This is a genomic window from Kangiella sp. M94 (assembly GCF_054926195.1).
On the sequence record NZ_CM142903.1, the window covers coordinates 958105 to 982653 of the forward strand.

The following is a 24549-nucleotide window of genomic DNA, read 5'->3' on the forward strand; positions in this document are numbered from 1 at the left end:
GGCCTCAGGTTGATAAAACATTTTCTTCTAAACGGTAGCGGACCTTGCGTTCTTCTAGATAATCCAAAACCGTTTTACAGCAGTCGGTGTGACCACCAATATGCTCAGGAGCGAACACACCTCTTTTATCAAATTTTTCTTTCACTAGCAATTGGCAAACGGCGTTGGCTGTGAAGCCTGTCGTACGCGCCATTGAGGTTTCGTGTTTAACCTTGTCATACTCGTCATACATGGTGTAAACATACTCTTTATGTTTTTCACCTTCCTGACCGCGGATAGTGACACGCATAATGGTGAACTCTTCTTCTTTCGGTTTAAGCTTCCACTCATTAATTAATATTTCAGAAGTGACTTCGAGTGGCGTAACCTCAAGGCCACGAACGGACACTTTATCTCTGCTGAAAAAACCACTGGCTTTGAGGGTTCTGATAGCATCGACATGTCCTGGATAGCGAAGTGTTTTCTCTTTCATGTTTGGCACATTATTCATGGTGAACATCAAAGAGCGTAAACCATCTGTGTTAAAGGCTTCGAGAGTTCCTATCCTATCGAACTCAACCAACTCACGATCACTTAATGCGTCGCGAGTCATCATGCGGCCTTGCTCAAAAAAGCGGGCAGGACGAGTATATTCTTCAATGACATCAATAGGGGAGAAAGCGGCTTTGTACTCAAACGGCTTTTTGCGAATTTTGGGTAAGCCACCGACCAAACATTCAAAGTGACTGACCTGCATGCGTTTATTGTGGAAGCCCAACAACAGATTATCCATTCCTGGGGCAACGCCTGCGTCTATTACAGCGGTAACCTTATGTTTCTTGGCAAGGTAGTCCAACTCTAAACAGTTTTCAGGGGAAAAAGATATATCGACAACATTTTTGCCGGATTCAATGATGTTCTTAAGAGCTTTAAAACCTAAGTGCCCGGGTACGCCACAAACGACTATATCAAAAGGCTTTACCGCATTTTTCACATCATCAAGATTAGTAACATCAAGCTCCATCGTAGTGAATGAAGGATGTCTTTTTTTAAGAAGCTTCAAGCGTGTATTACTAACATCTGCAATAGTAACGTCGAACTTTTCTGACAAGTCACGTGCAATCACGCTACCGACCATACCACCACCAATGACTAAAATATTACTCATGGATCTTCCTGATTAAATTCTTGTTCTGTGTCATGTGAGTTTAAGGGTTTTGTAATGCTTCTTGTTCTTCCAGGCTTGCTTTATGTGGGGTGACCTTAAGTAAAACCCCCATGTTAGGGTGGTCAAAATAATGTAACTCTTCCAGTTTGATTTTGCGACTTTCCGATAGCACAAAATAGCCGTGCAGTTGCTCTGGCATTTGCTGGTCAACCATGGGCTCCTGGTTCTCAGTAAACGCGAATGCTTCAACCGCATCATAGTCATACGATGGATCTGCTTCTTCGCTTTGTCCATAGTCATAGCCCGTTGGTAAACTGAGTGGCTTAAAGCCTATGACTTTATGTTCAACCAGTAAGCCTTGATTACGACTGAAACGAATAACACCATTAAATTCATCTAATCCATTTTCGTCTGGATTATCCGTTGCTGTGTAGCCTAACCAGGGTGTTTCAGCTTTATCCAGGAGCGGTTGACGCCAACCGATATGTAATAACGGACGGATATTTGGACTGGTCTTTAAGCGATCATAAACGCCATGCAGTTTTAACTCGGAGTCTGTTAATAGGGTAAATTCTTCCGGTAGCTGACTGAATAGATACTCGGTTTCAATATCGGGCAGCTCAGTTTCTTTAACCTGCGCGGAGTTATCTTGTTGGTCAATACGCTTAAAGAAGACAAATTCAATATCAAAGACACTTTGAGCAACGGAACTATTAGTGCTGAATGCTAAGCTCAAAAAGAGAGCTAAGGTAATGATTTTTTTACACATAAGTCTAATGGGTTAATGCGTTTAGTGGTTAGAGTTTACCATGAATAAAGGGAAAGCCCAGCCATAATTTTAGCGACTGGGCAGGGCGTCAAACTTTGGGATAATTCATCTGAATGTCTTTAGAAGAGGCATGAGCGAACTATGAAAGATTGTTAATAATACTGTCAATTTCTTTTAGCAGCGGCGCTATTTCTTCTTCATCAGTCAGAATCTTCAGGATAACATTTTGCTCAAATCGATAGCGCGATGGATTGAGCTGAATCAAGCGAATGAGCTTAGCCGGGTCAATTTTAGAGTCCTGGGCAAAACGAATGCGGATACCGCTGCGCACTAAGTCAATTTTACTGATACCGAGTGGTTGAACCCTCAAGGCTAATTCAGTAATGGTGAACAGGTTTTTAAGCGGTTCTGGCAATAAACCAAAGCGGTCAATAAACTCGACCTGTAAAGCATCCAATTGTTCTTTTGTTTTGGCGCTGGCGATTCTTTTGTAGAGCGATAAGCGCGTAGCCACATCACCAATATAGTCATCCGGTATCAAGGCTGGAACACTCAGATCAATTTCGGTTTTTTGCTTTAAACTTTGTTGCAAGGAAGGCTCTTTGCCTTCTTTAAGTGCTTTAACCGCATCTTCGAGCATATCCATATAAAGATTGAAACCAACCGCCTGCATCTGTCCTGATTGTTCATCGCCTAATAGCTCACCGGCACCGCGGATCTCTAAGTCGTGAGTTGCCAGCGTAAAACCAGCGCCCAGGTCTTCTAAGGAGGCGATGGCATCCAAGCGCTTCTCAGCGTCTTTGGTGATCTTGCGTCCGGCAGGAGTTAACAGGTAAGCGTAGGCCTGGTGATGCGAACGACCAACGCGGCCACGAAGTTGATGCAGCTGTGCTAAACCAAATTTATCAGCACGGTCAATAATCATGGTATTGGCATTAGGATTATCAATACCGGTTTCGACAATGGTGGTGCAGACCAGAACATTAAAACGCTGATGATAAAAGTCACGCATCACCTGTTCCAGTTCGCGCTCGCGCATTTGGCCATGGGCTAACTGAATGCGCGCTTCGGGTAGTAGTTTTCGAAGCTCTTCCGCCGTACGTTCAATGGTATCGACAGAGTTGTGCAGAAAGTAAACTTGGCCACCACGCAAAACCTCACGCAATATAGCTTCGCGGATAAGCGGCTTATGATATTCGCGAACAAAAGTTTTGACTGACAAACGTCGCGCAGGCGGGGTGGCGATAATTGACAGGTCGCGCATACCCGACATTGACATATTCAGGGTTCGCGGAATCGGTGTAGCGGTTAATGTCAAAATATCCACTTCGGTACGGAATTTTTTGAGCTGTTCTTTTTGACGCACACCAAAGCGATGTTCTTCATCAATGATTAATAAGCCAAGACGTTTAAATTTAACATCCTGCTGAATCAGTTTATGAGTGCCGACAACAATATCGACAGTGCCATCTTCAAGGCCTTTTAAGGTGGCTTGTACTTCTTTATTAGTCGCAAAGCGCGACAAGCTGGCCACTTTCATCGGCCAGTCTGCAAATCGATCACTGAAAGTCTCGAAGTGTTGTTGGGCGAGCAGGGTGGTTGGCACTAATACCGCAACCTGTTTGCCGGATTGAGCTGCGATGAAGGCAGCGCGCAAGGCCACTTCAGTTTTACCAAAACCAACATCACCGCAAACCAGACGATCCATCGGCAGGTGTGAGGTCATATCTCGAATCACAGCATTAATTGAAGTGGTTTGATCAACCGTTTCTTCAAATGCAAACTCAGCACAGAACTTACGATACTCGGTTTCGTCCAGTTGATATTGAATACCTTCCTTAGCAGCACGACGTGCATAAATATCGAGCAACTCAGCCGCCACATCTCGCGCTTTCTCGGCTGCTTTTTGGCGAGCCTTATCCCACTGTTCAGTGCCCAGTTTATGCCACGGTGCCAATTCTGGATTGGTTCCTGAATAGCGGCCTATGAGGTGTAATGACTGAACCGGCATATACAGCTTGTCGCCGCCCGCATACTCAATCATCAGGTATTCCGCTTCGATGTCGCCACTTTCTAATTTAACCAGCCCGCGATAACGACCAATGCCCTGTTCAATATGAACGACCGGATCGCCTTCTTTAAGCTCGGCCAGATTGCGGATCATGTCCTCCGCTTGATCGGCGGCTTTAGTATCGCGACGGCGAGTTTTAATGATGTGCTCGCCAAATAATTCGGTTTCAGTAACGACCGCCAAATCTGAGAGCGCGAAACCTTTGCTTAAGGGCGCAACACCAATAACCAGGTCTTTGGCTGCTGTGGCCTCATTCCAATCCTCAACCACAGAAGATTGAATGTTATTTCGTGCTAGCAAATCCTTTAAAGCTTCTCGACGACCGGGCGATTCGGTAGCGATAAAACATTGCCCAGTCCATTGCTGTAGAAAACTCCTGAACTGATTGACCTGATCTTTGGCTTTGTGATCAATCGCCATCATCGGCATCGGGCTGGCCTGATAATCAGCATCGGGACGTTCTTGCTTGATATGAACACGGATGTGTTGTTTTAGCTGTGAGTTAAGTTCGTCAGCCTCAAGGTAAAGCTTTTTGGGTTCCAGAATTGGACGCTCAATATCATGACGACGTTGTTCGTAGCGCTCGGTGATTTCGTCCCAGTAATGTTCCGCATGTAACTGATGATCACCCAAGGTGCAGATCAGTGATTGCTGTGGCAGATAGTCAAAGAAGGTATCCAGTTGTGCAAAGAACAGCGGCAAATAGTATTCAATACCGGCAGGAGAGTTGCCATTGCTGACTTCCTGATAGAGCCAGACACGTTGTAAATTAACTTCAAATTCAGCGCGGAAATTCTGCCTAAAAGCGGCGATACCTTCTTCATCCAGCGGAAATTCTTTAGCGGGCAGCAATTCGAACTTGTTAATCTTTTCATCAGAGAGCTGACTTTCCGGATCAAAGTAGCGAATGCTATCAATCTCATCATCAAAGAAATCCAATCGTAACGGCTGCTCTGAACCCATTGGGAAGACATCCAGGATCGAGCCTCTGACGGCGTATTCGCCGTGTGAAAAGACCTGATTCACGGCATGGTAGCCACTTTCTTCGAACAGTCTGCGCACTTCGTGCATATCCAGTTTTTGTCCGGTGTGGACAATCAGACTGTTTTGTTCGATGTATTCCTGAGGTGGTAAACGTTGCAGAAGCGTGTTGACGGCAATTAACACAATGCCTTGCTTTAAACGCGGCAAGTTATAAAGCGTCAGCAAACGCTCTGAAACAATGTCCTGATGCGGCGAAAAGTTGTCATAAGGCAGAGTTTCCCAGTCAGGGAACACTAATACCGGAATGTTCGAATCTTTACCCAGAAAGTAGCGAATTTCTTTTTGCAATTGCCATAACGCAGGCGTGTCATCGCTGATGACCACAATCGGCTGATCGCGTTGTTCGGCGAGCTTGGCAAAAGCTAGCGCACGGCTGGAGCCGGCCAGGCCATCCAGATAATGGACAAAATTGGTTTTATCAGTGATCTGAGGTAAATCGAGCTTCATGCCAAATGACTAGTAATTGTTAGAATTGCCGCGGAATTATAGCGATCTTGACCGGATCTTGATAGTGGGCATGAATATATCCAATAACTCGTGTCAGGAATGCGAATGCTTTCATAGGATGGGTTAACGAAGTGTAACCCACGGCGGTATTGGTGAAAGTTCTGATTGATGGGTTACGCCTTTGGCTAACCCATCCTATATTCCTGTTACTTTAATAGCTATCGTAGGCTGGTGATGAGCGAAGCGAATCCCAGCAAAGCCTTTTAGAACATTCAAAAAAGCTGGGATTCGCTTCGCTCATCACCAGCCTACAATTAAGAGCACATCCCAACGAGCCTGTGTTTAGACAGGTACATAGGCGAGCGCCTATCAAATTCTGTGCTCATCATAGGATGGATTAGCCTTTAGAGCGTAACCCATCAAATAATTAAAGTTTATTGTTGCCAAGCTGGCTACGCTTTATATTTGCAGAAGTGCGGCAATACAGCTATCTTATTTATTACTAAAAAGTAATCACTTAGGGAAAGTATGAGAGTCACATTCAAACAGGCCGAAGACTTCGAAATCAGTGCTGGATTTTTTATAGCAGCCTGGAAAGTTTGGTTTAAACGGTTCTCGCCTACCCATGATGCACAGCGCCATGCCTGGAAATACGGCAAGATGCCAATTGGGCTAAGCGACAGCAGCCTGAGTGATCTTATTCGTGAAGATAGACGCTTTACCCTCGAAGTTCTCGCCCGAATGATGGTGCCCTGGGCTTATCGTAATAATGCACAAGTCAGTGATACTTTCCTGCGCGACCATATCGAATTTCTTCAGCAAACCACCATTGGCTATGACTCCGGAAGTGAAGAACCGGCTGCTTGCCTCAGTGATCATGCGTTGGCCTTGTGGGATAGCATGAGTTTTGCCGAGCAAGATACCTATATGAATTACGCAGAAGCGCGTGTTCAGGCTGATATTGAAGTAAAATCTGATGATCCGGTGGTACTTGACGATCAAGGTATCGAATTGATTGGTGAAGATACTTATCCGCCTTATGTACCTGAAAAAGATGCGGACGATTTAGAGTTTGTTCGTGCGCTGGTACGTTGGATTGAAGATGCACCTTATCAGGCCTATTACCTGAAGAAGCCAGCAGGAGAGGCTGTCGCTGGCTGGCATGATCGCTTGCTTGCTTACTTCTGGCCCAAGCCACGCATCAGTTATGCCTTGCACTATGCTGCTGTTGATCCCTTGTCTTACCGAGCCAATGAGTTGGCTAAAACCCTGGAACGGGGCGAAGATTGGGATGAGGAGTGGCGCGAGATGGCAGTTAAAACTGCGACAGAGCTATTTAATGTTAGCGGTACACCACAGAAAGACGTCACCGTCGACAATGTCAAACAGGTGATTAAGGCAGCCATTAACGCTGATGCAAATTCCAATGCAAAAATGAACAGCGGCTGGACTTATTTAGCAGGGTTATGCACTGCACACCTGGAAGGCCAGCAAGGGCGTTTGCCACTGATAAGCTGGAACAGTCGTGTTGCCAGCTCGGTCATATCCCGGCTCGATTTCCTGCTCGCCGAAGCAGGTGTCACTGAACTTGGCAGTCGCTTCAAAAATATTGGCACCGTTCCCGGCTGGGGCGGCACAAGACCACGCCAATACACCCTCGAATGGCCAAAAGGCTATCGCTCATGGAAAACGCAAATAGCCGCCAGCAAATTGGCTAACCAAATCGTTCATATACTTAATACTGAAACCAAGCCCAGCGGTGAAAGACGCTACCGATTAATGCCACTTGCCGGAGGTGGGAAAGGGCCCTGGACAGTGAGAGGAGTTCAAAGAGTATTGTTTTCGGATGGGTATTAATCAGCTCTAGCAAATCTTAGATAAAAAAAGAATACAAATGGATACAAAGATCTACAGATTATATAAGTATCCATTAGTTGTTTTAAAACATAAGCTTATTTGGCTTCGTTATATCCGTAGATAAATGCGAGATTGCATTGATTTGGCAAAAACTATAAAATCGCTCACAATTTTAAAACATCAATTAATATCCTGCATGGAAGCTAAAGATTCCCTTAATAATTCTTATCTTAAATAAGCCTTCCATCTTTTAATATTTAGCTGTTGGGGAAAAAATGGACAACTCTATCCGCATTGCATTCATTGCAATTCTTCTATCTATTTGTTCGATAGTTTCAGCCGAGATCGTAGACTCAGATAATGATGGCTTAGACGACAGTTGGGAAATAGAGCACTTTGGAAACCTAACCCAAACCTCTGAGGGAGAAGTAGACGGTGATGGTTTTACCAACCTGGAAGAGTTTTACGCGGAGACCGATCCGTCCGATCACAGCAGCAGTCCAGCGGTCACACGGGTGGACTTTGAGTCGGGTGCCAAGCCAGTGTACTGGGGGCCTTATTCGAGCTATAACCGCTGGGCGTTGACTCAGGACAACCCCATATCGGGTAGCCAGTCGTTACGCTCCTACCCGCAGGCCGTTAGCCAGCGTAGTTCAGAAGTTGAGATTAAGGTGACCACCGAAAAAGGTTTTATCAGCTTTGATTACTCGGCGCAGAACCCAGACTATTGTTGCGACCAATATAACCTTTATATCAATGGTAACCACGTAAAGAGTTTCTCCCAGGGCGAAGGGCGTGCGGTCTTTCCGTTAGAAGCTGGCGTCAATAAAGTTCGTTGGCGTTACTATCGTGGTAATAACCCTAATGGTACCTTCATCATCGATAACGTGGTAATTACAGCGGTAGAGCCCAGCGCTGATGTTGACACTGATAATGATGGTCTGAGTAATCTAGCAGAATGGCAGCTCGGTACGGATGCAACTGACGCGGATACCGATAACGATGGCATGCAGGATGGCTGGGAACATACGCATGGCTTTGCGCTGTTAGATCCTTCTGACGGTGTCCAGGATCGAGATAATGACGGCTTTACCAATGAAGAAGAGTCTTATGCGGAGACCGATCCTTCTGATCCCAACAACAGTCCGGCAGTCACACGGGTGGATTTTGAGTCGGGCGCCAAGCCGATGTACTGGGGGCCTAACTCAAGCTATAACCGCTGGGCGTTGACTCAGGACAACCCCATATCGGGTAGCCAGTCGTTACGCTCCTACCCGCAGGCCGTTAGCCAGCGTAGTTCAGAAGTTGAGATTAAGGTGACCACCGAAAAAGGGTTTATCAGTTTTGATTACTCAGCGCAGAACCCAGACTATTGTTGCGACCAATATAACCTTTATATCAATGGTAACCACGTAAAGAGTTTCTCCCAGGGCGAAGGGCGTGCGGTCTTTCCGTTAGAAGCTGGCGTCAATAAAGTTCGTTGGCGTTACTATCGTGGTAATAACCCTAATGGTACCTTCATCATCGATAACGTGGTAATTACAGCGGTAGAGCCCAGCGCTGATGTTGACACTGATAATGATGGTCTGAGTAATCTGGAAGAATGGCAGCTCGGTACGGATGCAACTGACGCGGATACCGATAACGATGGCATGCAGGATGGCTGGGAACATACGCATGGCTTTGCGCTGTTAGATCCTTCTGACGGTGTTCAGGATCGAGATAATGACGGCTTTACCAATGAAGAAGAGTTTTATGCGGAGACCGATCCTTCTGATCCCAACAACAGTCCGGCAGTCACACGGGTGGACTTTGAATCGGGCGCCAAGCCGATGTACTGGGGGCCTTATTCGAACTCTAATCGTTGGGTCTTGACTCAGGACACTCCTATTTCAGGCAGCCAGTCGTTACGCTCCTACCCGCAGGCCGTTAGCCAGCGTAGTTCAGAAGTTGAGATTAAGGTGACCACCGAAAAAGGTTTTATCAGCTTTGATTACTCGGCGCAGAACCCAGACTATTGTTGCGACCAATATAACCTTTATATCAATGGTAACCACGTAAAGAGTTTCTCCCAGGGCGAAGGGCGTGCGGTCTTTCCGTTAGAAGCTGGTGTCAATAAAGTTCGTTGGCGTTACTATCGTGGTAATAACCCTAATGGTACCTTCATCATCGATAACGTGGTAATTACAGCGGTAGAGCCCAGCGCTGATGTTGACACTGATAATGATGGTCTGAGTAATCTAGAAGAATGGCAGCTCGGTACGGATGCAACTGACGCGGATACCGATAACGATGGCATGCAGGATGGCTGGGAACATACGCATGGCTTTGCGCTGTTAGATCCTTCTGACGGTGTCCAGGATCGAGATAATGACGGCTTTACCAATGAAGAAGAGTTTTATTCGGAAACCGATCCTTCTGATCCCAACAACAGTCCGGCAGTCACACGGGTGGACTTTGAATCGGGCGCCAAGCCGATGTACTGGGGGCCTAACTCAAGCTATAACCGCTGGGTATTGACTCAGGACACTCCTATTTCAGGCAGTCAGTCGTTGCGCTCCTATCCGGAAGCGGTCAATCAACGCTATTCAGAGGTTGTGGTTAAGGTCGCGAACGAGAAGGGTTTTATCAGCTTTGATTACTCGGCGCAGAACCCCGATTACATGCATGATAGCTATCAGTTCTTCGTGAATAACAGAGTGGTAAAGGCCTTTAGCCGTGGCGAAGGGCGTGCCGTTATTCCGCTAGCAGCTGGAACTAACTCGTTACGGTGGCGTTATGTACGAGGCAGTACTCCAAATGGTTCCTTCACCATTGACAATGTGGTAATTACAGCGGTAGAGCCCAGTGCTGATGTTGACACTGATAATGATGGTCTGAGTAATCTGGAAGAATGGCAGCTCGGTACGGATGCAACTGACGCAGATACCGATAACGATGGCATGCAGGATGGCTGGGAACATACGCATGGCTTTGCGCTGTTAGATCCTTCTGACGGTGTCCAGGATCGAGATAATGACGGCTTTACCAATGAAGAAGAGTTTTATGCGGAAACCGATCCTTCTGATCCCAACAACAGTCCAGCGGTCACACGGGTGGACTTTGAATCGGGCGCCAAGCCGATGTACTGGGGGCCTAACTCAAGCTATAACCGCTGGGTATTGACTCAGGACACTCCTATTTCAGGCAGTCAGTCGTTGCGCTCCTATCCGGAAGCGGTCAATCAACGCTATTCAGAGGTTGTGGTTAAGGTCGCGAACGAGAAGGGTTTTATCAGCTTTGATTACTCGGCGCAGAACCCCGATTACATGCATGATAGCTATCAGTTCTTCGTGAATAACAGAGTGGTAAAGGCCTTTAGCCGTGGCGAAGGGCGTGCCGTTATTCCGCTAGCAGCTGGAACTAACTCGTTACGGTGGCGTTATGTACGAGGCAGTACTCCAAATGGTTCCTTCACCATTGACAATGTGGTAATTACAGCGGTAGAGCCCAGTGCTGATGTTGACACTGATAATGATGGTCTGAGTAATCTGGAAGAATGGCAGCTCGGTACGGATGCAACTGACGCAGATACCGATAACGATGGCATGCAGGATGGCTGGGAACATACGCATGGCTTTGCGCTGTTAGATCCTTCTGACGGTGTCCAGGATCGAGATAATGACGGCTTTACCAATGAAGAAGAGTTTTATGCGGAAACCGATCCTTCTGATCCCAACAACAGTCCAGCGGTCACACGGGTGGACTTTGAATCGGGCGCCAAGCCGATGTACTGGGGGCCTAACTCAAGCTATAACCGCTGGGTATTGACTCAGGACACTCCTATTTCAGGCAGTCAGTCGTTGCGCTCCTATCCGGAAGCGGTCAATCAACGCTATTCAGAGGTTGTGGTTAAGGTCGCGAACGAGAAGGGTTTTATCAGCTTTGATTACTCGGCGCAGAACCCCGATTACATGCATGATAGCTATCAGTTCTTCGTGAATAACAGAGTGGTAAAGGCCTTTAGCCGTGGCGAAGGGCGTGCCGTTATTCCGCTAGCAGCTGGAACTAACTCGTTACGGTGGCGTTATGTACGAGGCAGTACTCCAAATGGTTCCTTCACCATTGACAATGTGGTAATTACAGCGGTAGAGCCCAGTGCTGATGTTGACACTGATAATGATGGTCTGAGTAATCTGGAAGAATGGCAGCTCGGTACGGATGCAACTGACGCAGATACCGATAACGATGGCATGCAGGATGGCTGGGAACATACGCATGGCTTTGCGCTGTTAGATCCTTCTGACGGTGTCCAGGATCGAGATAATGACGGCTTTACCAATGAAGAAGAGTTTTATTCGGAAACCGATCCTTCTGATCCCAACAACAGTCCGGCAGTCACACGGGTGGACTTTGAATCGGGCGCCAAGCCGATGTACTGGGGGCCTTATTCAAATACCAATCCATGGAGTGTTACTCAGGAACAACCATTATCGGGTACTCAATCCTTGGCAACTACCGGCTCCGGTTCGACATACACATCAAGTACAGAAATTAAGGTTCTGACAGAGAAAGGGTTTATCAGTTTTGACTATGCTTCAGAGAATGACGGTTATGCTTATGATCGCTACTATGTCTATCTCAATGGGAATTATGTAAAGCAATTTTCCAGAGGCAGCAGTGGACGAGTTGTACTCGAACTCGGTGCAGGCGTGAATACTCTCCGTTGGTATTATCACAATCGGACAGGTGCTCCTGATGGACGCTTTGTAATCGATAATGTGGTGATTACTGTTGCTGATACTGATACCGATAATGACGGTATGGATGATAGTTGGGAGCTATATTATTTCGGAAAGCTGGAGCAAACAGCAGAAGGTGATCCCGATAGTGATGGCTTAACCAATATAGAAGAATTTCAAAATGATACACATCCCAAAAAGTTAGATACAGATGGTGATGGGATATCAGATGGTTGGGAAGTTGAGCATGGTTTTGATCCTAATGACTCCACCGACGGAGTTATGGATTCTGATGGAGACGGCTTTACTAACCAGGAAGAGTCCTATGCCTTGACCGATCCGCATGATGCCTCTAGCTATCCTGCGGTCACGCTGGTGGATTTTGAGTCGGGTGCAAAGCCGATGCACTGGAGGGCTTATTCTAATACTACCCCCTGGAGTTTGACGCAGGAACAGCCACTATCGGGTAGTCAATCCTTGGTAGCCACTGGATCTGGCTCAACGTACGATTCATCAAGTATAGAAATTAAGATTCTATCAGAGAAAGGCTTTATCAGTTTTGATTATTCTGCAGAGAATGACGGATATGCTTACGATCACTACTATGTCTACCTGAATGGCAATCTCGTAAAGAGTTTTTCTAGAGGTAGTAGTGGGCGCGCCGTAATAGAACTCAGCGCGGGAGCGAATACTCTCCGTTGGTATTATCACAATCGTAGCAGCGCTTATAATGGACGCTTTGCAATCGACAATGTGATGATCACAGCGGTAGAGCCCAGTGACGAGGCTGACAGTGATAGTGATGGTTTAACTGATAATGAAGAGTGGCAACTAGGAACTAATGCCGAGAGTTCTGACACTGACGATGATAGTATCCCTGACCCTTGGGAAGTCACCCACGGTTTTGATCCATTAGATTCTAATGACGCTTATGATGATCCTGATTTAGATGGATTTACCAACGCAGATGAATTTTGGGGCAATACAGATCCCAATAGTGATTCCAGTTTTCCTAAAGGTGTTCAAGTTGGCTTTGAAGGCACAGAAATTCAGCCTCTAGAATGGTCCATGGGAGGCAATACAGATTGGTTCATCACCGATGGGCTAGCATCTTCAGGGCTACAAAGTTTGCAGTCGGGTGAGGTCAGTGCTGGGCAAACATCTGAAGTTCAGGTTATGCTGAACTCTTATGACGGATTTGTAAGGTTCGATGCGAGACTAGAGAACTCTTGCTTCTATAATAATAAGCTTACCGTCTATATTGATGGAGAGCTTGAATATTCAATCATAAATAAAGATGTCACTCACTTTAAAGCCCATTATATAAAATTGGAGCAAGGGCTTAGAGAAATTCGATGGGTATATGAGGCAGACAGAGTTTGTGACAGCTCTGCCAACAGAGCCTTTATCGATAACATTTTCATCACTGCTGACAGTGAATATGACGCCACGCCTCCCGGTCCGGTAGCAATTAATCTATCATCTGCAACAAGTGGAACCGAGGTGGATATTAATTGGGGCGATTATGATGAGCTGTCTAACGGTGGCGATATTGCATCATTCTCAATCTATCAATCTGATACCGCATTCAACAATATTGCTGATGCAACTTTCGTTGCAAAAATCAGTGGCAACTCAAGGCAATATCAAGTTCAAAATTTAACCAGAGATACTGAATATCACTTTGCTGTGGTTGCTACTGATATTTCAGGAAACGTTGATCCTAATGTTACGTCATATTCAATAACAACAGTTGATACTCAAGCACCGATGGATGTTGGAGCTATTAACGTTGTCTCTTATAAAGATTCTGCAGCTTTAACATGGGCGGCATCGGCTTCTGACGATGTTGCTTCATACCAAGTTATTGTTAATAACACTAGCACAGTGTCGGTTCCATCCTCGCAGCTGTCTTACACCATCACTGGTTTGTCTCCGAGCACAGTGCATGATGTCCGTGTAAAGGCAGTAGATAATCACGGCAATATAAGCTCGGGTACTTATAAAAGAGTTGCTACTTTATATAACAATCCAGAAATCAACTACGCCGAAGCGTTAAGCGGTAAAGTTCATTTAACTTGGAATTCAGCCGGACCTGCACTTGGTATTTGGAATTATCGAATTTATGTCAGCGAGCAGCCGATAACTGACATTTCAAAAATCAGTCCTGTACTGTCACGTTCTTCAAGCTATACAGACGCAACAATTGCACAGCTGACTAATGGCAAGACTTATTACTTTGCTGTTGCGGTTCGTAACATTAATGGATATGAAGACTCAGTAGTAACCAGTGTTTTGGCCACTCCTGGTGATGACACCCAAGGTCCAAATATTACGTCCATAAAATGGAACGGTGCTGAATTAGCAGATAACACTACCTTTACTAACAATGGTGTGCTTTCTGTAGCTGCCTCCGATCAAAGTGGTGTATCACGAGTTACCGTCCATATCGATGGTAATCTTCATAGCACAATATTTAATTCAGGAGCTTCTTTTGATACCTCGATATCAATGGAGTCATTGACAGATGGTACGCACATAATTGCGATTACAGCGTACGATACTCTTGATCTGACTAACGAAGAAAGTCGCTCAATTATCGTTGACTTGGCGCCACCAGCTGCTCCTGAAATCACTAGTCCTGCAGCTGACATTGCTACTAATGAAGAGACCTTGAAGCTTGAAGGGCAGGGTAGCGGTTCCGACTATCAGGTGTTCAATAATGGGCAAAATGTTTCTGACTGGACTTCTTTCAATGATGGAACATTTAGTCACGATGTTACTTTAACCGAAGGTGAAAATAAGCTTACAGTTAAAACACGCAACCGTGGTGGCGAAAGCCCATTGAGTAATGTTCGTACCATTACTTTAGATTCAACGGTACCAGAATCGCCAACGGGCTTAATAGCTCAAAGTAAAGAAGCTGGTCAAATTACTTTGACCTGGAATCCGGTTAATGACACCAATGTGGCTGGTTACGATATTTATCGTAGCGATGTTGAGTTTGTCGATATCAATAATGCCCAGCGCATTAACAATAACCATCTTACAAAAACGTCATTCACTGACTTACCGTTCCATGACGGTAATTATTTCTATCGAGTTGTTGCTATTAACGATATTGAAACACCGAGCGTACCATCAAATATGGTCACAGGTATTGCTGATTCATTAGCTCCAACTGCATCGATTTCTTATGAGCCTCTTGGTAAGCATGATGGCGTCAACAATGTTTATGGACAGGGTGATGTTAAAGTTACCTTGGATGTTTCTGAACAGTTACTGACAACACCATTCTTGGCAATCAAGCCTGCCAATGCGAGCATCAGAATGCTTAACTTAGAAAAAGTATCTGATACGCAGTATTCTGCAGTCTTTACGATTGATGACTCAAATCAAACTGGCCAAACCGTAGCAACTTTCTCAGCCAGAGATCGTGTTGGTAATCAGGGAACAGAGGTTGTTGAAGGAAAGAGCATTGTTATTGATGCATCGGGCCCTGCTGTTGCAGAAATGACTTTGTCACCAACGCATCCGATTAAGAATAGCGAGCAAGAGCCTGTTAGCATTACGATTAATTTAAAGCTTAGCGAAGCAATCAAAGCAGGTGAGTTCCCAACATTGCAATATGCTTTGAGCAATTCAGCTCCTGACTTTGTTGAGATTAATAATATCAGCCAGGTTGATGACTTAAACTGGAGCGCGTCAGTGACTTTACCTTCTACAGCGGGTTTGGAAGTTGCCGAGCTATTACAGTTTAACTATTCGGGCGTAGACGCACTTGATAATGAAAGTAATCAACTGCCGAGTGATCTTCAGTTCCAAGTTTACCAGGGTGACTTACCGCCGCTTGATACACCTTTTGGTTTGAAGGCTAGCGCAACACAGAACGGTATTATCGAACTTAGCTGGTACGCCGTTCCGGAAGCCTCTGCGTATCAAATTTATCGACAGGCTCCGGGTGAAACTTCGTTAACTGCTTATCAGCGCGTAGAAGATGCCACATCATTTGCCGATCAAACACAAAGTGATGATGTTTATCAATATGCGATTGCTTCGATTCGTTCAGCAAACGGGGAAGAGACGTTTAGTGCACAAAGTGAAGTGGTTTCTGCAAGTTCGGATAGTGTTCAACCCGACGCTCCAACGAACCTTGAGCTGGAACTAACACCTGTTGGTGTGCAAGTTACCTGGGAGTTGAGTGCATCGGATGATATTGAAAGTTACTCATTGTATCGAGCCGAGACACAACCGATCACGACTATTGATGGCTTAGAACCAACTATTGAAGGTATCCCGGCTTCCAGCCCATCGGTTGTTGATCCAGAACCTATGCAAAATCTACCAGCTTACGTTGTTGTAGCAGTAGATAAAGTTGGCAATACATCCGAACCAAGTAATACAGGCTATTTAAATATCGATTTATTGCCTGTTTCGAACTTAAAAGTCGTTCAATCGAATGCCGAACATCCGGTCATTAGCTGGACGCATAACTCTAATGATTTGTTGGGGTATGACTTCTACCTGGGCGATAAAGAAACCGGCTTAAAACTCAATCAGGAACCTTTAGTCACTCCTGAGTATGTTGATACCGGCTTTGCCAACCAATCACGTCAATACTCAATTGTTGCTATTGATAATAATGCTGTTGAGAGTATGGCCCGAACAATCACTTTACCTGAAGTAGACATCTCGCTTAATGAAGGTGAAGTCATCACGAAAAACGTGATAAATGAAGTGTCATTCACGGTAACAAATCGCAGCGACTCTACGATTACCAATAGTCGACTGTTAATGACTATTGCTGGCAAGCAGCACACCTCACAACCATTCGCTATTGAGCCTGCAACTTCTGAGCAAGTCGATCTAATTGTGGGTGGCTACTCTTCATTAAGCCCGCTAACGCAATATCAAGTTGCCTTGGTCAGCCAGCCGAATCAGGGTGAAGAAGTTCGTATTGAGCGTGAGAAAGACATCGAAGTTGTGGCTGGCTCGTTGGTATTAAATCTTGAAACTCAAGACTTCCTGAGAGGCGGTAAAGGTCAGATGCGCTTTAGCCTTGAAAATACCGGCCAGGCAATGATGGAGATTATTACGGCTCTAAACAGCGGTAATAAAAACTCTCCTGATATAAAACTTCTGCTTAAAGATCTGGATGGTAACGTATTAACCACTCAGGACTTTAGGCAGTCGGTTGGTGAAGGTGTTATCACGCTGCCAACTAAAGAAACCGTTGCACGGATCGAAAGTGGTAATAAGTTCACTACCGATTGGTTTGAAATGGATGTTCCTGCTGCGGCTCCTGAAAATGTTGTTCTTGAGTTAAAGATCAATAAAATTCATCGAGACGTGGGCAAAGAAACTCATGTTGAGCTACAGGGCGTTAACACCACAACGCAACTATCCTTGATAGATACACCTTATACCGGTGGCGCTGTCGTTATCACGCCTGAATCATCATTCGGTGACGAAGATATTCAGATTGCTGGTAAAGCAATAGAGCGTGAAACTACTCAACCATTAGCGTTTGTACCTTTAAAAGTGGTTATCAATGTTAACGGCTTTGAAAAAATTGCTGATGTCACCACTGATTCAGAAGGTGCCTTTACTCACTTGTATTCTCCTGAAAGTGGTGAAGCGGGTATCTATAAAGTGTCAGTGATACATCCAGAGCTAACGGATAGACCTGAGCACGGTACTTTCGTAATCAGTAAAGTGATTATTAACCCTAATAATCTCAATGTGACCATCCCGAAAAATTACTCGCAGCAACTTCCGTTGACGGTTCGAGCTGGCTCTGGCACAGAGCTAACCAATGTTAGGTTTGAGCTAAGAGCGCAAGATCAGACGGACGGTGTTTTGCCGGAAGATATCTCACTTGAGTTCGCCGCCCCCGTTTCTTTAAGCTCTGGGCAATATAAAAAGCTAGCCGCAACAATGATTGCTGGTGATAACGCCTTAGAGCAGGGGCAATTCAAAATAGCTCTGATTTCTGATGAAAGTGGCGCTGAGCCATTGGGCTTTGCAACGGTCAAATACAGCCTAACCGAAGCAACTCCAGCGCTTTACTATGCACCAAGTTTCGTCGAAACAGGTTTAACCCTGGACGGACAGGTAACGGAATCCATCACGCTTGAAAACCGTGGTGTTGATGCTATGCGCGACATCCAGCTTGAACTACTGAGAAATGATGATTATTCAGCGCCAAGTTGGATTAGTCTGACCGTGGCTAATAATTTCGGAGAGCTTGCGGTGGGCGAGAAACGTCCTGTTGGTATCAATATCATGCCGCAAGGTCAGGTTGCTCCCGGCGTGTATGAGATGAAGCTAAGGGTGCTATCAAGCAACCACCCAACGCGCGATATTCCAATCTACGTTTCGATAACAGAGAGTGGTCAGGGCGGTTATCAATTTAAAGTATCCGATATGTACACTGCGACACTGGATGATAACGGTAATCTGATTCAAGGATTGTCTGGCGCGACCATTCGTATGCAAAATGAAGACGTACCAAGCATCGAATACAGCTTAACTACGGACAATATTGGTGAAGCTTATTTCGAAGACATTCCTGCCGGTCAATACAGTTATTGGGTGTCAGCCAATAAGCACCAGGAAAAACACGGTCGAGTTCAAGTCAGACCTGGCATTGTTCGTAATGAATCAGTGTTCCTTGATTACAATCTAATCAGTCTTGAATGGTCGGTCAGAGAAATAACCATTGAAGACCGCTATGAGATTATCTTAACCGCGACTTATGAAGTGGATGTTCCTGCTGCGGTAGTTGTATTGGAGCCTTCGTCAGTGACATTACCGGATATGGAACCAGGCGATGTCTTCTATGGTGAACTGTCATTGACGAACCATGGCTTAATCCGTGCGCACAATATCGACTATAGCTTCCCAAGTACTAACCAATATTTCCAGGTGGACATGATGACCAGTGCCTTGCCGGATAGTCTCGAAGCTAAAGAAGTGGCCAGTATTCCATACCGCATCACTGCACTGGAATCACTAGAGCCAGAAGTGGATGGCTCTGGCGGTGGTTGCTACACCTTGCGTATGTGCTTTGGTAGTAAAGCCGATTATACCTGCGCCAATGGTGATGATTCGAATACGCAAAGCCAGACTTGCTGGATAAAAAGCTATGGTATCTGTGAACCCGGCGGCGGCGGTGGCGGCGGTGGCGGCTGGTTCGGCGGCGGAGGTGGCTACGGCGGTGGCGGCTATGGCGGCGGTGACAATGACCCCGATCAGGAGCCTCTCCCACAATGTCGAGTCCCTTGTGAAGACTGTGAAGCTAAAGCCAACGGCGGCGGTGACCAATAATGGATATGAATAAAGTGATAATAAATGCTGAAGCTATTGTTAAAGGTAATCCTATGAAAAAGTTGCTCTCTTTGAGTCTGGTATTAATGTGTCTTTTAGTGAGCACAAAGCTCAGCGCTATAGAAGTTATTGACAGCCGTCCTGATTACAGTGGCGGTACTTATGAAGAATACACCATGGACATGAAGGTGAAAGTTCTTGGTGGTTATGTCTCTATCAAGCGGCATTATGGCCAGGATGGCTGGTTATTGCATCCCAACTGGCAAAGCCTCAAGTTCTACGATGCAGCTGAGAATAAAATTGTTCTTGCTGAGTATTATCAAGATCCGGCCAATACGCATGCCGATCTCATCATTGGTGAGATTAAGCGTGAGCGTTATGTTTATAAACCGCTATCCAGCCAAAACAAGTCAACTTTCAGAGACCAGTATGATCCTAGCAAATCGATTGTAAAAACTGAGACGGGTTACCGCTGGGAAAGCAGAACTGGTGACTGGATTGAATATGATCAGTACGGTGTGGCGCAAAAGTATGGCAACAAAAATGATGTGACCGTTACCTTAGTTCGAGATGAGAAAAATAGAGTTAAAGCCATTCAGGACCATTTCGGTAGCCAAGTTATCACTATTGATTATAGCGTTGCTAATCAAATAACAGTTACGGATTATGATAACCGTACTTTAATTTATCACGGTAGTTTCCCGTTCATCAGTAAAGTTACTGATGTTCGCGGCAATGACTGGCAATACGAATATACCGAGATCAAAGGCAAAAAATACCTCAGTAAAAAAATCGATCCTGAGAATCGCGAAACAACTATTGGCCACGAGTTAGTACCGGGCAGTGTACAAACCATCATTACCGGTGATGACAACCCGACCTGGACGCTTGAAGAATATACCGACCCTGATACTGGCGAGACAGTAGTCCGAGAAAGAATGGTGGAAAGTGACTCTTCAGCATCTCGCAGCCAATTTGTTCCTGCCATGGTGATGTTCACTCATCTTATTTATGACGATGGGGCACGCGTTGACTTTAAGTATTATTACAACCAACAAACTAAAACCTACTCATCGGTCAGTAAAACCAGTGACGGAATTCACCGCGATCAATGGTTTGGCCCAGACGGTAAGCTAAAGCGCTCATCTGTTGGGGGTAAACTACTCTTTACCCGCGCAGAAAGTCAGGATGGCTCAAAGTCGATACGTGTTGACGCAGAAGGGCGCAAAGTCACGACTCATTATGATCAATGGGAAAAACCCACCAAGATCGTTGCCGCTGATGGTTCTACAACGACATACAGTTATCACCCACAATTCAGTTATCCAGTCGAAATTATAGACGCTCGTGGTGTAAAAACCACCAATGAGTTTGACGCGAAAGGTAATTTAATCCGCGTGACTCGTGCAAAAGGCTCAGGCAACGAACGGATTACTGAGTTTGAATACGATGCTTATGGACAGGTTAAGTTAGTTCGTCAAGTAGGTAATGCTGTAACAGACACAGCAGAAACCATTTTTGATTATGATGACTATGGCAATATCATTAAAGTGACTGACCAAGAAGGTTTTGAAAAACTCTATCATGAATATAACGCTTTGGGGCAAGCAGCTAAATTTACCGATGGTCGCAAAAAAGTATGGTCATTTGTTTATGATAATGCTGGAAACTTAAAAGAACGAAGCAGCCCACTAGGATTTAAAAACACCTTTGTTTACGACAAAGTTAATAACCTAAAAGAAACGACCGATGCAGAAAGCAATCCTTCCAGCTTTATCTACGACGTTCGTAATCGACTGACGACTGCTACTAATGCTCTTGAAGAAACTTATGAAATAAGATATGCACTGGATGGCATGCCAAAAGAAGCGATAAATCGAGAAGGTCATAAAACCTTGCTCCAATATGATTTACAGCGTCGTCTGAAGTCTGTTAATAACGAAGAAGGCTTATTTACTGAATATCACTATAAAAATGAAGATTCTCACGCTTTATCAGACTTGGATTCAATTATTACCACTAATGGTAAGGTCAAGTTCCAACTCGATCAACGTGGCCGAATAGTACAGCAGACCCAAGCCAGCTTAGATGAATCATTATTACTAGCTACCAAATTTGAGTTTGACGCGATCAGTAACGTCACAAAAGTAACAGATGCTAGAACCCATAGCTCCAAATATGTATACAACGAACACAACGAGCTAGTTAAAATTATTAATGCCCTTGACCATATTATTGAGCTGGAATATGACGCACGCGGTAACTTAATCACGGTTATCGACCCTAAACTCAGTACAACACGCTATGAATACGATAAGCGTGGGCTACGCACCGCTGAATATCGCCCTATGGGTGAGAAGACCACCTATCAATATGATGAGGATGGTAACTTAACCAGAGTCATTGATGCTAAAGGACAGGTCATAGAGTACGTTTATGATGATAATCTCAGAATGGAGAAAGAAAATCTTTATCTGACAGAAACTAGTGAGCAGCCTGAGAAAACAATCACCTATAATTATAACAAGAATGGGGTGATGACAGGTTATGATGATGGAGTTACATCTGCAGTTTTTAGCGTGGATGAACTAAGTCGCGTTAAAAGTGTTACCACAAACTATGGGCCTTTCTCTAAAACCCATAGTTATAGCTATCACAAGGACGGCGAAGTAGCATCATTCACTAACGCTGAAAATATCACCTCCAGTTACTCTTACGACAAAGCTAACCGCTTAAAACTGATCGGTATTAGTGGGCATGGCAGCGTTTCATTTAACCAATATCAAGGCTATTCACCAACAGAAATTGTCTATCCAGGCGGTATTAAAGTTACACATGACTATGACGGGATTGGTCGATTAAAAACGAAAGCAGTTGATGACCCTGCCGGTAATGACCTGCAAAACGAAAATTATCATTATGATGAGGTTTCCAATATCACCTCTAAATCCACCGACGATGGCGAATATCAATATACCTATGATGAAATTAATCGCCTTATTAATGCCAATCAACCGCAACCATTGCAGAACCGTAGCTATCAATACGATGAAGTCGGCAACCGTATTGGTACCGAAATTGAAGGTCAGAACTGGGACTACAACGCTAACCACGAGTTATTGGGGTATGGTTTAACCGATACTAAAACTGTTTTTGAGTACGACGCTAACGGTAGTACCATAAAAAAAACGGATGCTAACGGAATTGAAGAGTATATCTATAATATTGCTGGCCGATTGGTTGAGGTTCAGCGGAATGGAGAGTCAGTAGCCAAATATTACTATGACCCATTTGGGCGAAGGCTGTATAAAGAAGTCTCAGGTAATAGAACCTATTTCCTCTACAGCAATGAAGGACTTAGTGGTGAATATGATAACTCAGGAACCGCGATTAGAAGTTATCAGTACTTCCCTAATCATTACTGGGGAACAAAGCCTTTAGCGCTAATAGAAAATGGCGAGGCTTATTTTTATCAGCATGATCAATTGGGCACTCCTAATCTTCTGACCAGTAAAACGGGCGAAACCCAGTGGAAAGGTATGGTCGATGCTTATGGCGAAGTTCATACGAGTGTTTCATCCATCAATAACCCATTACGTTTTCCGGGGCAGGTTCAGAATATTGAAACAGGTTATTACTACAATTTCCTGAGGGATTACAATCCTCAAATAGGACGTTACATGCAATCTGATCCCATTGGATTATTAGGTGGAGTAAATTACTACAATTATGTGCATTCAATGCCAACAAGGTTAATAGACCCTTTGGGATTGTCTGCTACGATCCCACAATGTAATGGGTTAGAGCCAAGTGACGAATGTAATTTCTTGCGTTCTAGGATAATAGAGAAGCACTTAAAGTTTACCAAAGAATTATCAAAGTATGATCCAGTCTCGGATGCAATTGGTGGGCATAAAATGAAGTATGGTAGCGGTAAAACGAAGCCTTATGGCCATTATAAGGAACTTACAGATTTACAAAGGGGTATAAAAAACGATATCAAACGGTACAACGATTTATGCCGAGGAGGCGGTGGGGGCCCACCACTAGCGGAGCCAATCCCTAAATATATAGATGCAGATGCTAATAAATTAATTCCGCTCATAGATCAATCTGAGTTTCGAGAAACCTCAGATGAATATTGTGCACGTAACCCGTATAAATGTGCTTTTGTTGCTACTGGAGTAGTTGTTTTGGCGGGGCTTAGAATACCTGTTGGTATTACAGGTACAACAGGAGTGGCAGCAGCAGCAGCAGCCTTATGACTACTTATGAATAAAATACAAAAGTTGATAATGAATGCTGAGTTTAAAAAATTGGAACAACTCTTTATTGAGTCGCCTGATTTGCTACATAGCTTAAGCTTTGAAAATGTGATTAGACTTATAGGAGAAGGCTATAAGGGTACGATTATCTATTATCTGCCAAAATTGTTGCCAAGTAGCTTGATTGATGAAGATGGTTTCACACTTGCTCATTTTGCATCAAAAACTAAGGACATAGAATTGCTTGATGCCTTAGTTAATAGTGGCTATTCCATTAATGCACAAGATGAGGAAGGAATAACACCGCTCATGATAGCTGCGAGATTTGGGGACTATAATTTATTTAAATATTTTATAACGAAAAATTGCAGTCCTTTTCTTTTGTCTAATGACGGGAATACCTTACTTCATCACTCGATTATTTATTTTGATCAACCGCAAATTGTCCATAAGTTACTAGCTCTCGGTGTAGATCCCAAAACTAAGAATAAATTAGGACTCAACGCACTAGAATATGCGAGTTTACTTAATAGGAAACTAGCACATCGTTTAATGAGTAATCATGAATAAATGTAGAGATTAGGGTGATTTTAATGACAAAGTCATCTTTTATGCGCTGACTTCATTTGATGTGTTTAAATCGTTGTAATTTATCGGCCTTGAAGCGTTTGCAGGGCGAGTATTATTACTCATAATAAAAGAGATATATAAGATAATTAATGGGGCCAGAGTGAAAGTCAAAGCATGATACTGGGAAATAGAAAGACAAAAATTAGTAAAAGAGTTAATGGGGTCAGAGTTAATTTTATTCAGCGATATTTTTTTTGATCATCTCCTAGGTAGGAGTGATGGTTTAATAGAACAGAAAACAGTATTAAGTAAGGATTAAAAAGGCGCAT

7 protein-coding genes are annotated in these 24549 nt (G+C 44.5%); 4 read left to right on the top strand and 3 right to left on the bottom strand.

All coding sequences use genetic code 11. From position 1 onward, the window contains the following. Positions 1-4: 4 nt before the first annotated feature. From ACYTXU_RS04450 to mfd, 3 genes are all read right to left on the bottom strand, one after another. Entirely contained in the window at positions 5-1147 is a 1143-nt protein-coding gene (locus tag ACYTXU_RS04450; protein WP_462208661.1) for a saccharopine dehydrogenase family protein, read from the bottom strand. Between the two features lie 40 nt (positions 1148-1187). Continuing rightward, positions 1188-1883 (bottom strand): CsiV family protein, encoded by a 696-nt coding sequence (locus ACYTXU_RS04455; RefSeq protein ID WP_462208663.1) that lies wholly within the window; start codon positions 1881-1883, stop codon positions 1188-1190. 172 nt (positions 1884-2055) lie between these two features. Beyond that, complete coding sequence (mfd, locus tag ACYTXU_RS04460; protein ID WP_462208665.1) at positions 2056-5478, bottom strand: transcription-repair coupling factor; 3423 nt, start codon at positions 5476-5478, stop codon at positions 2056-2058. A 528-nt stretch (positions 5479-6006) separates the two neighbouring features. Between mfd and ACYTXU_RS04465 the strand changes: the two genes are divergently transcribed. The 4 genes from ACYTXU_RS04465 (at position 6007) to ACYTXU_RS04480 (ending at position 24220) form a co-directional block, all read left to right on the top strand. Further along, positions 6007-7335, top strand: coding sequence for a hypothetical protein (locus ACYTXU_RS04465; protein ID WP_462208667.1), 1329 nt, complete (start codon positions 6007-6009; stop codon positions 7333-7335). A gap of 275 nt (positions 7336-7610) precedes the next feature. Then, positions 7611-19385, top strand: coding sequence for a fibronectin type III domain-containing protein (locus ACYTXU_RS04470; protein WP_462208669.1), 11775 nt, complete (start codon positions 7611-7613; stop codon positions 19383-19385). Between the two features lie 53 nt (positions 19386-19438). Continuing rightward, positions 19439-23650, top strand: a complete 4212-nt coding sequence (locus tag ACYTXU_RS04475) for an RHS repeat-associated core domain-containing protein (RefSeq protein WP_462208670.1) — start codon at positions 19439-19441, stop codon at positions 23648-23650. Positions 23651-23656: 6 nt separating this feature from the next. Further along, the gene (locus ACYTXU_RS04480; RefSeq protein ID WP_462208672.1) at positions 23657-24220 is read left to right on the top strand and encodes an ankyrin repeat domain-containing protein; all 564 of its coding nucleotides are present in this window, start codon (positions 23657-23659) and stop codon (positions 24218-24220) included. Positions 24221-24549: the final 329 nt, after the last annotated feature.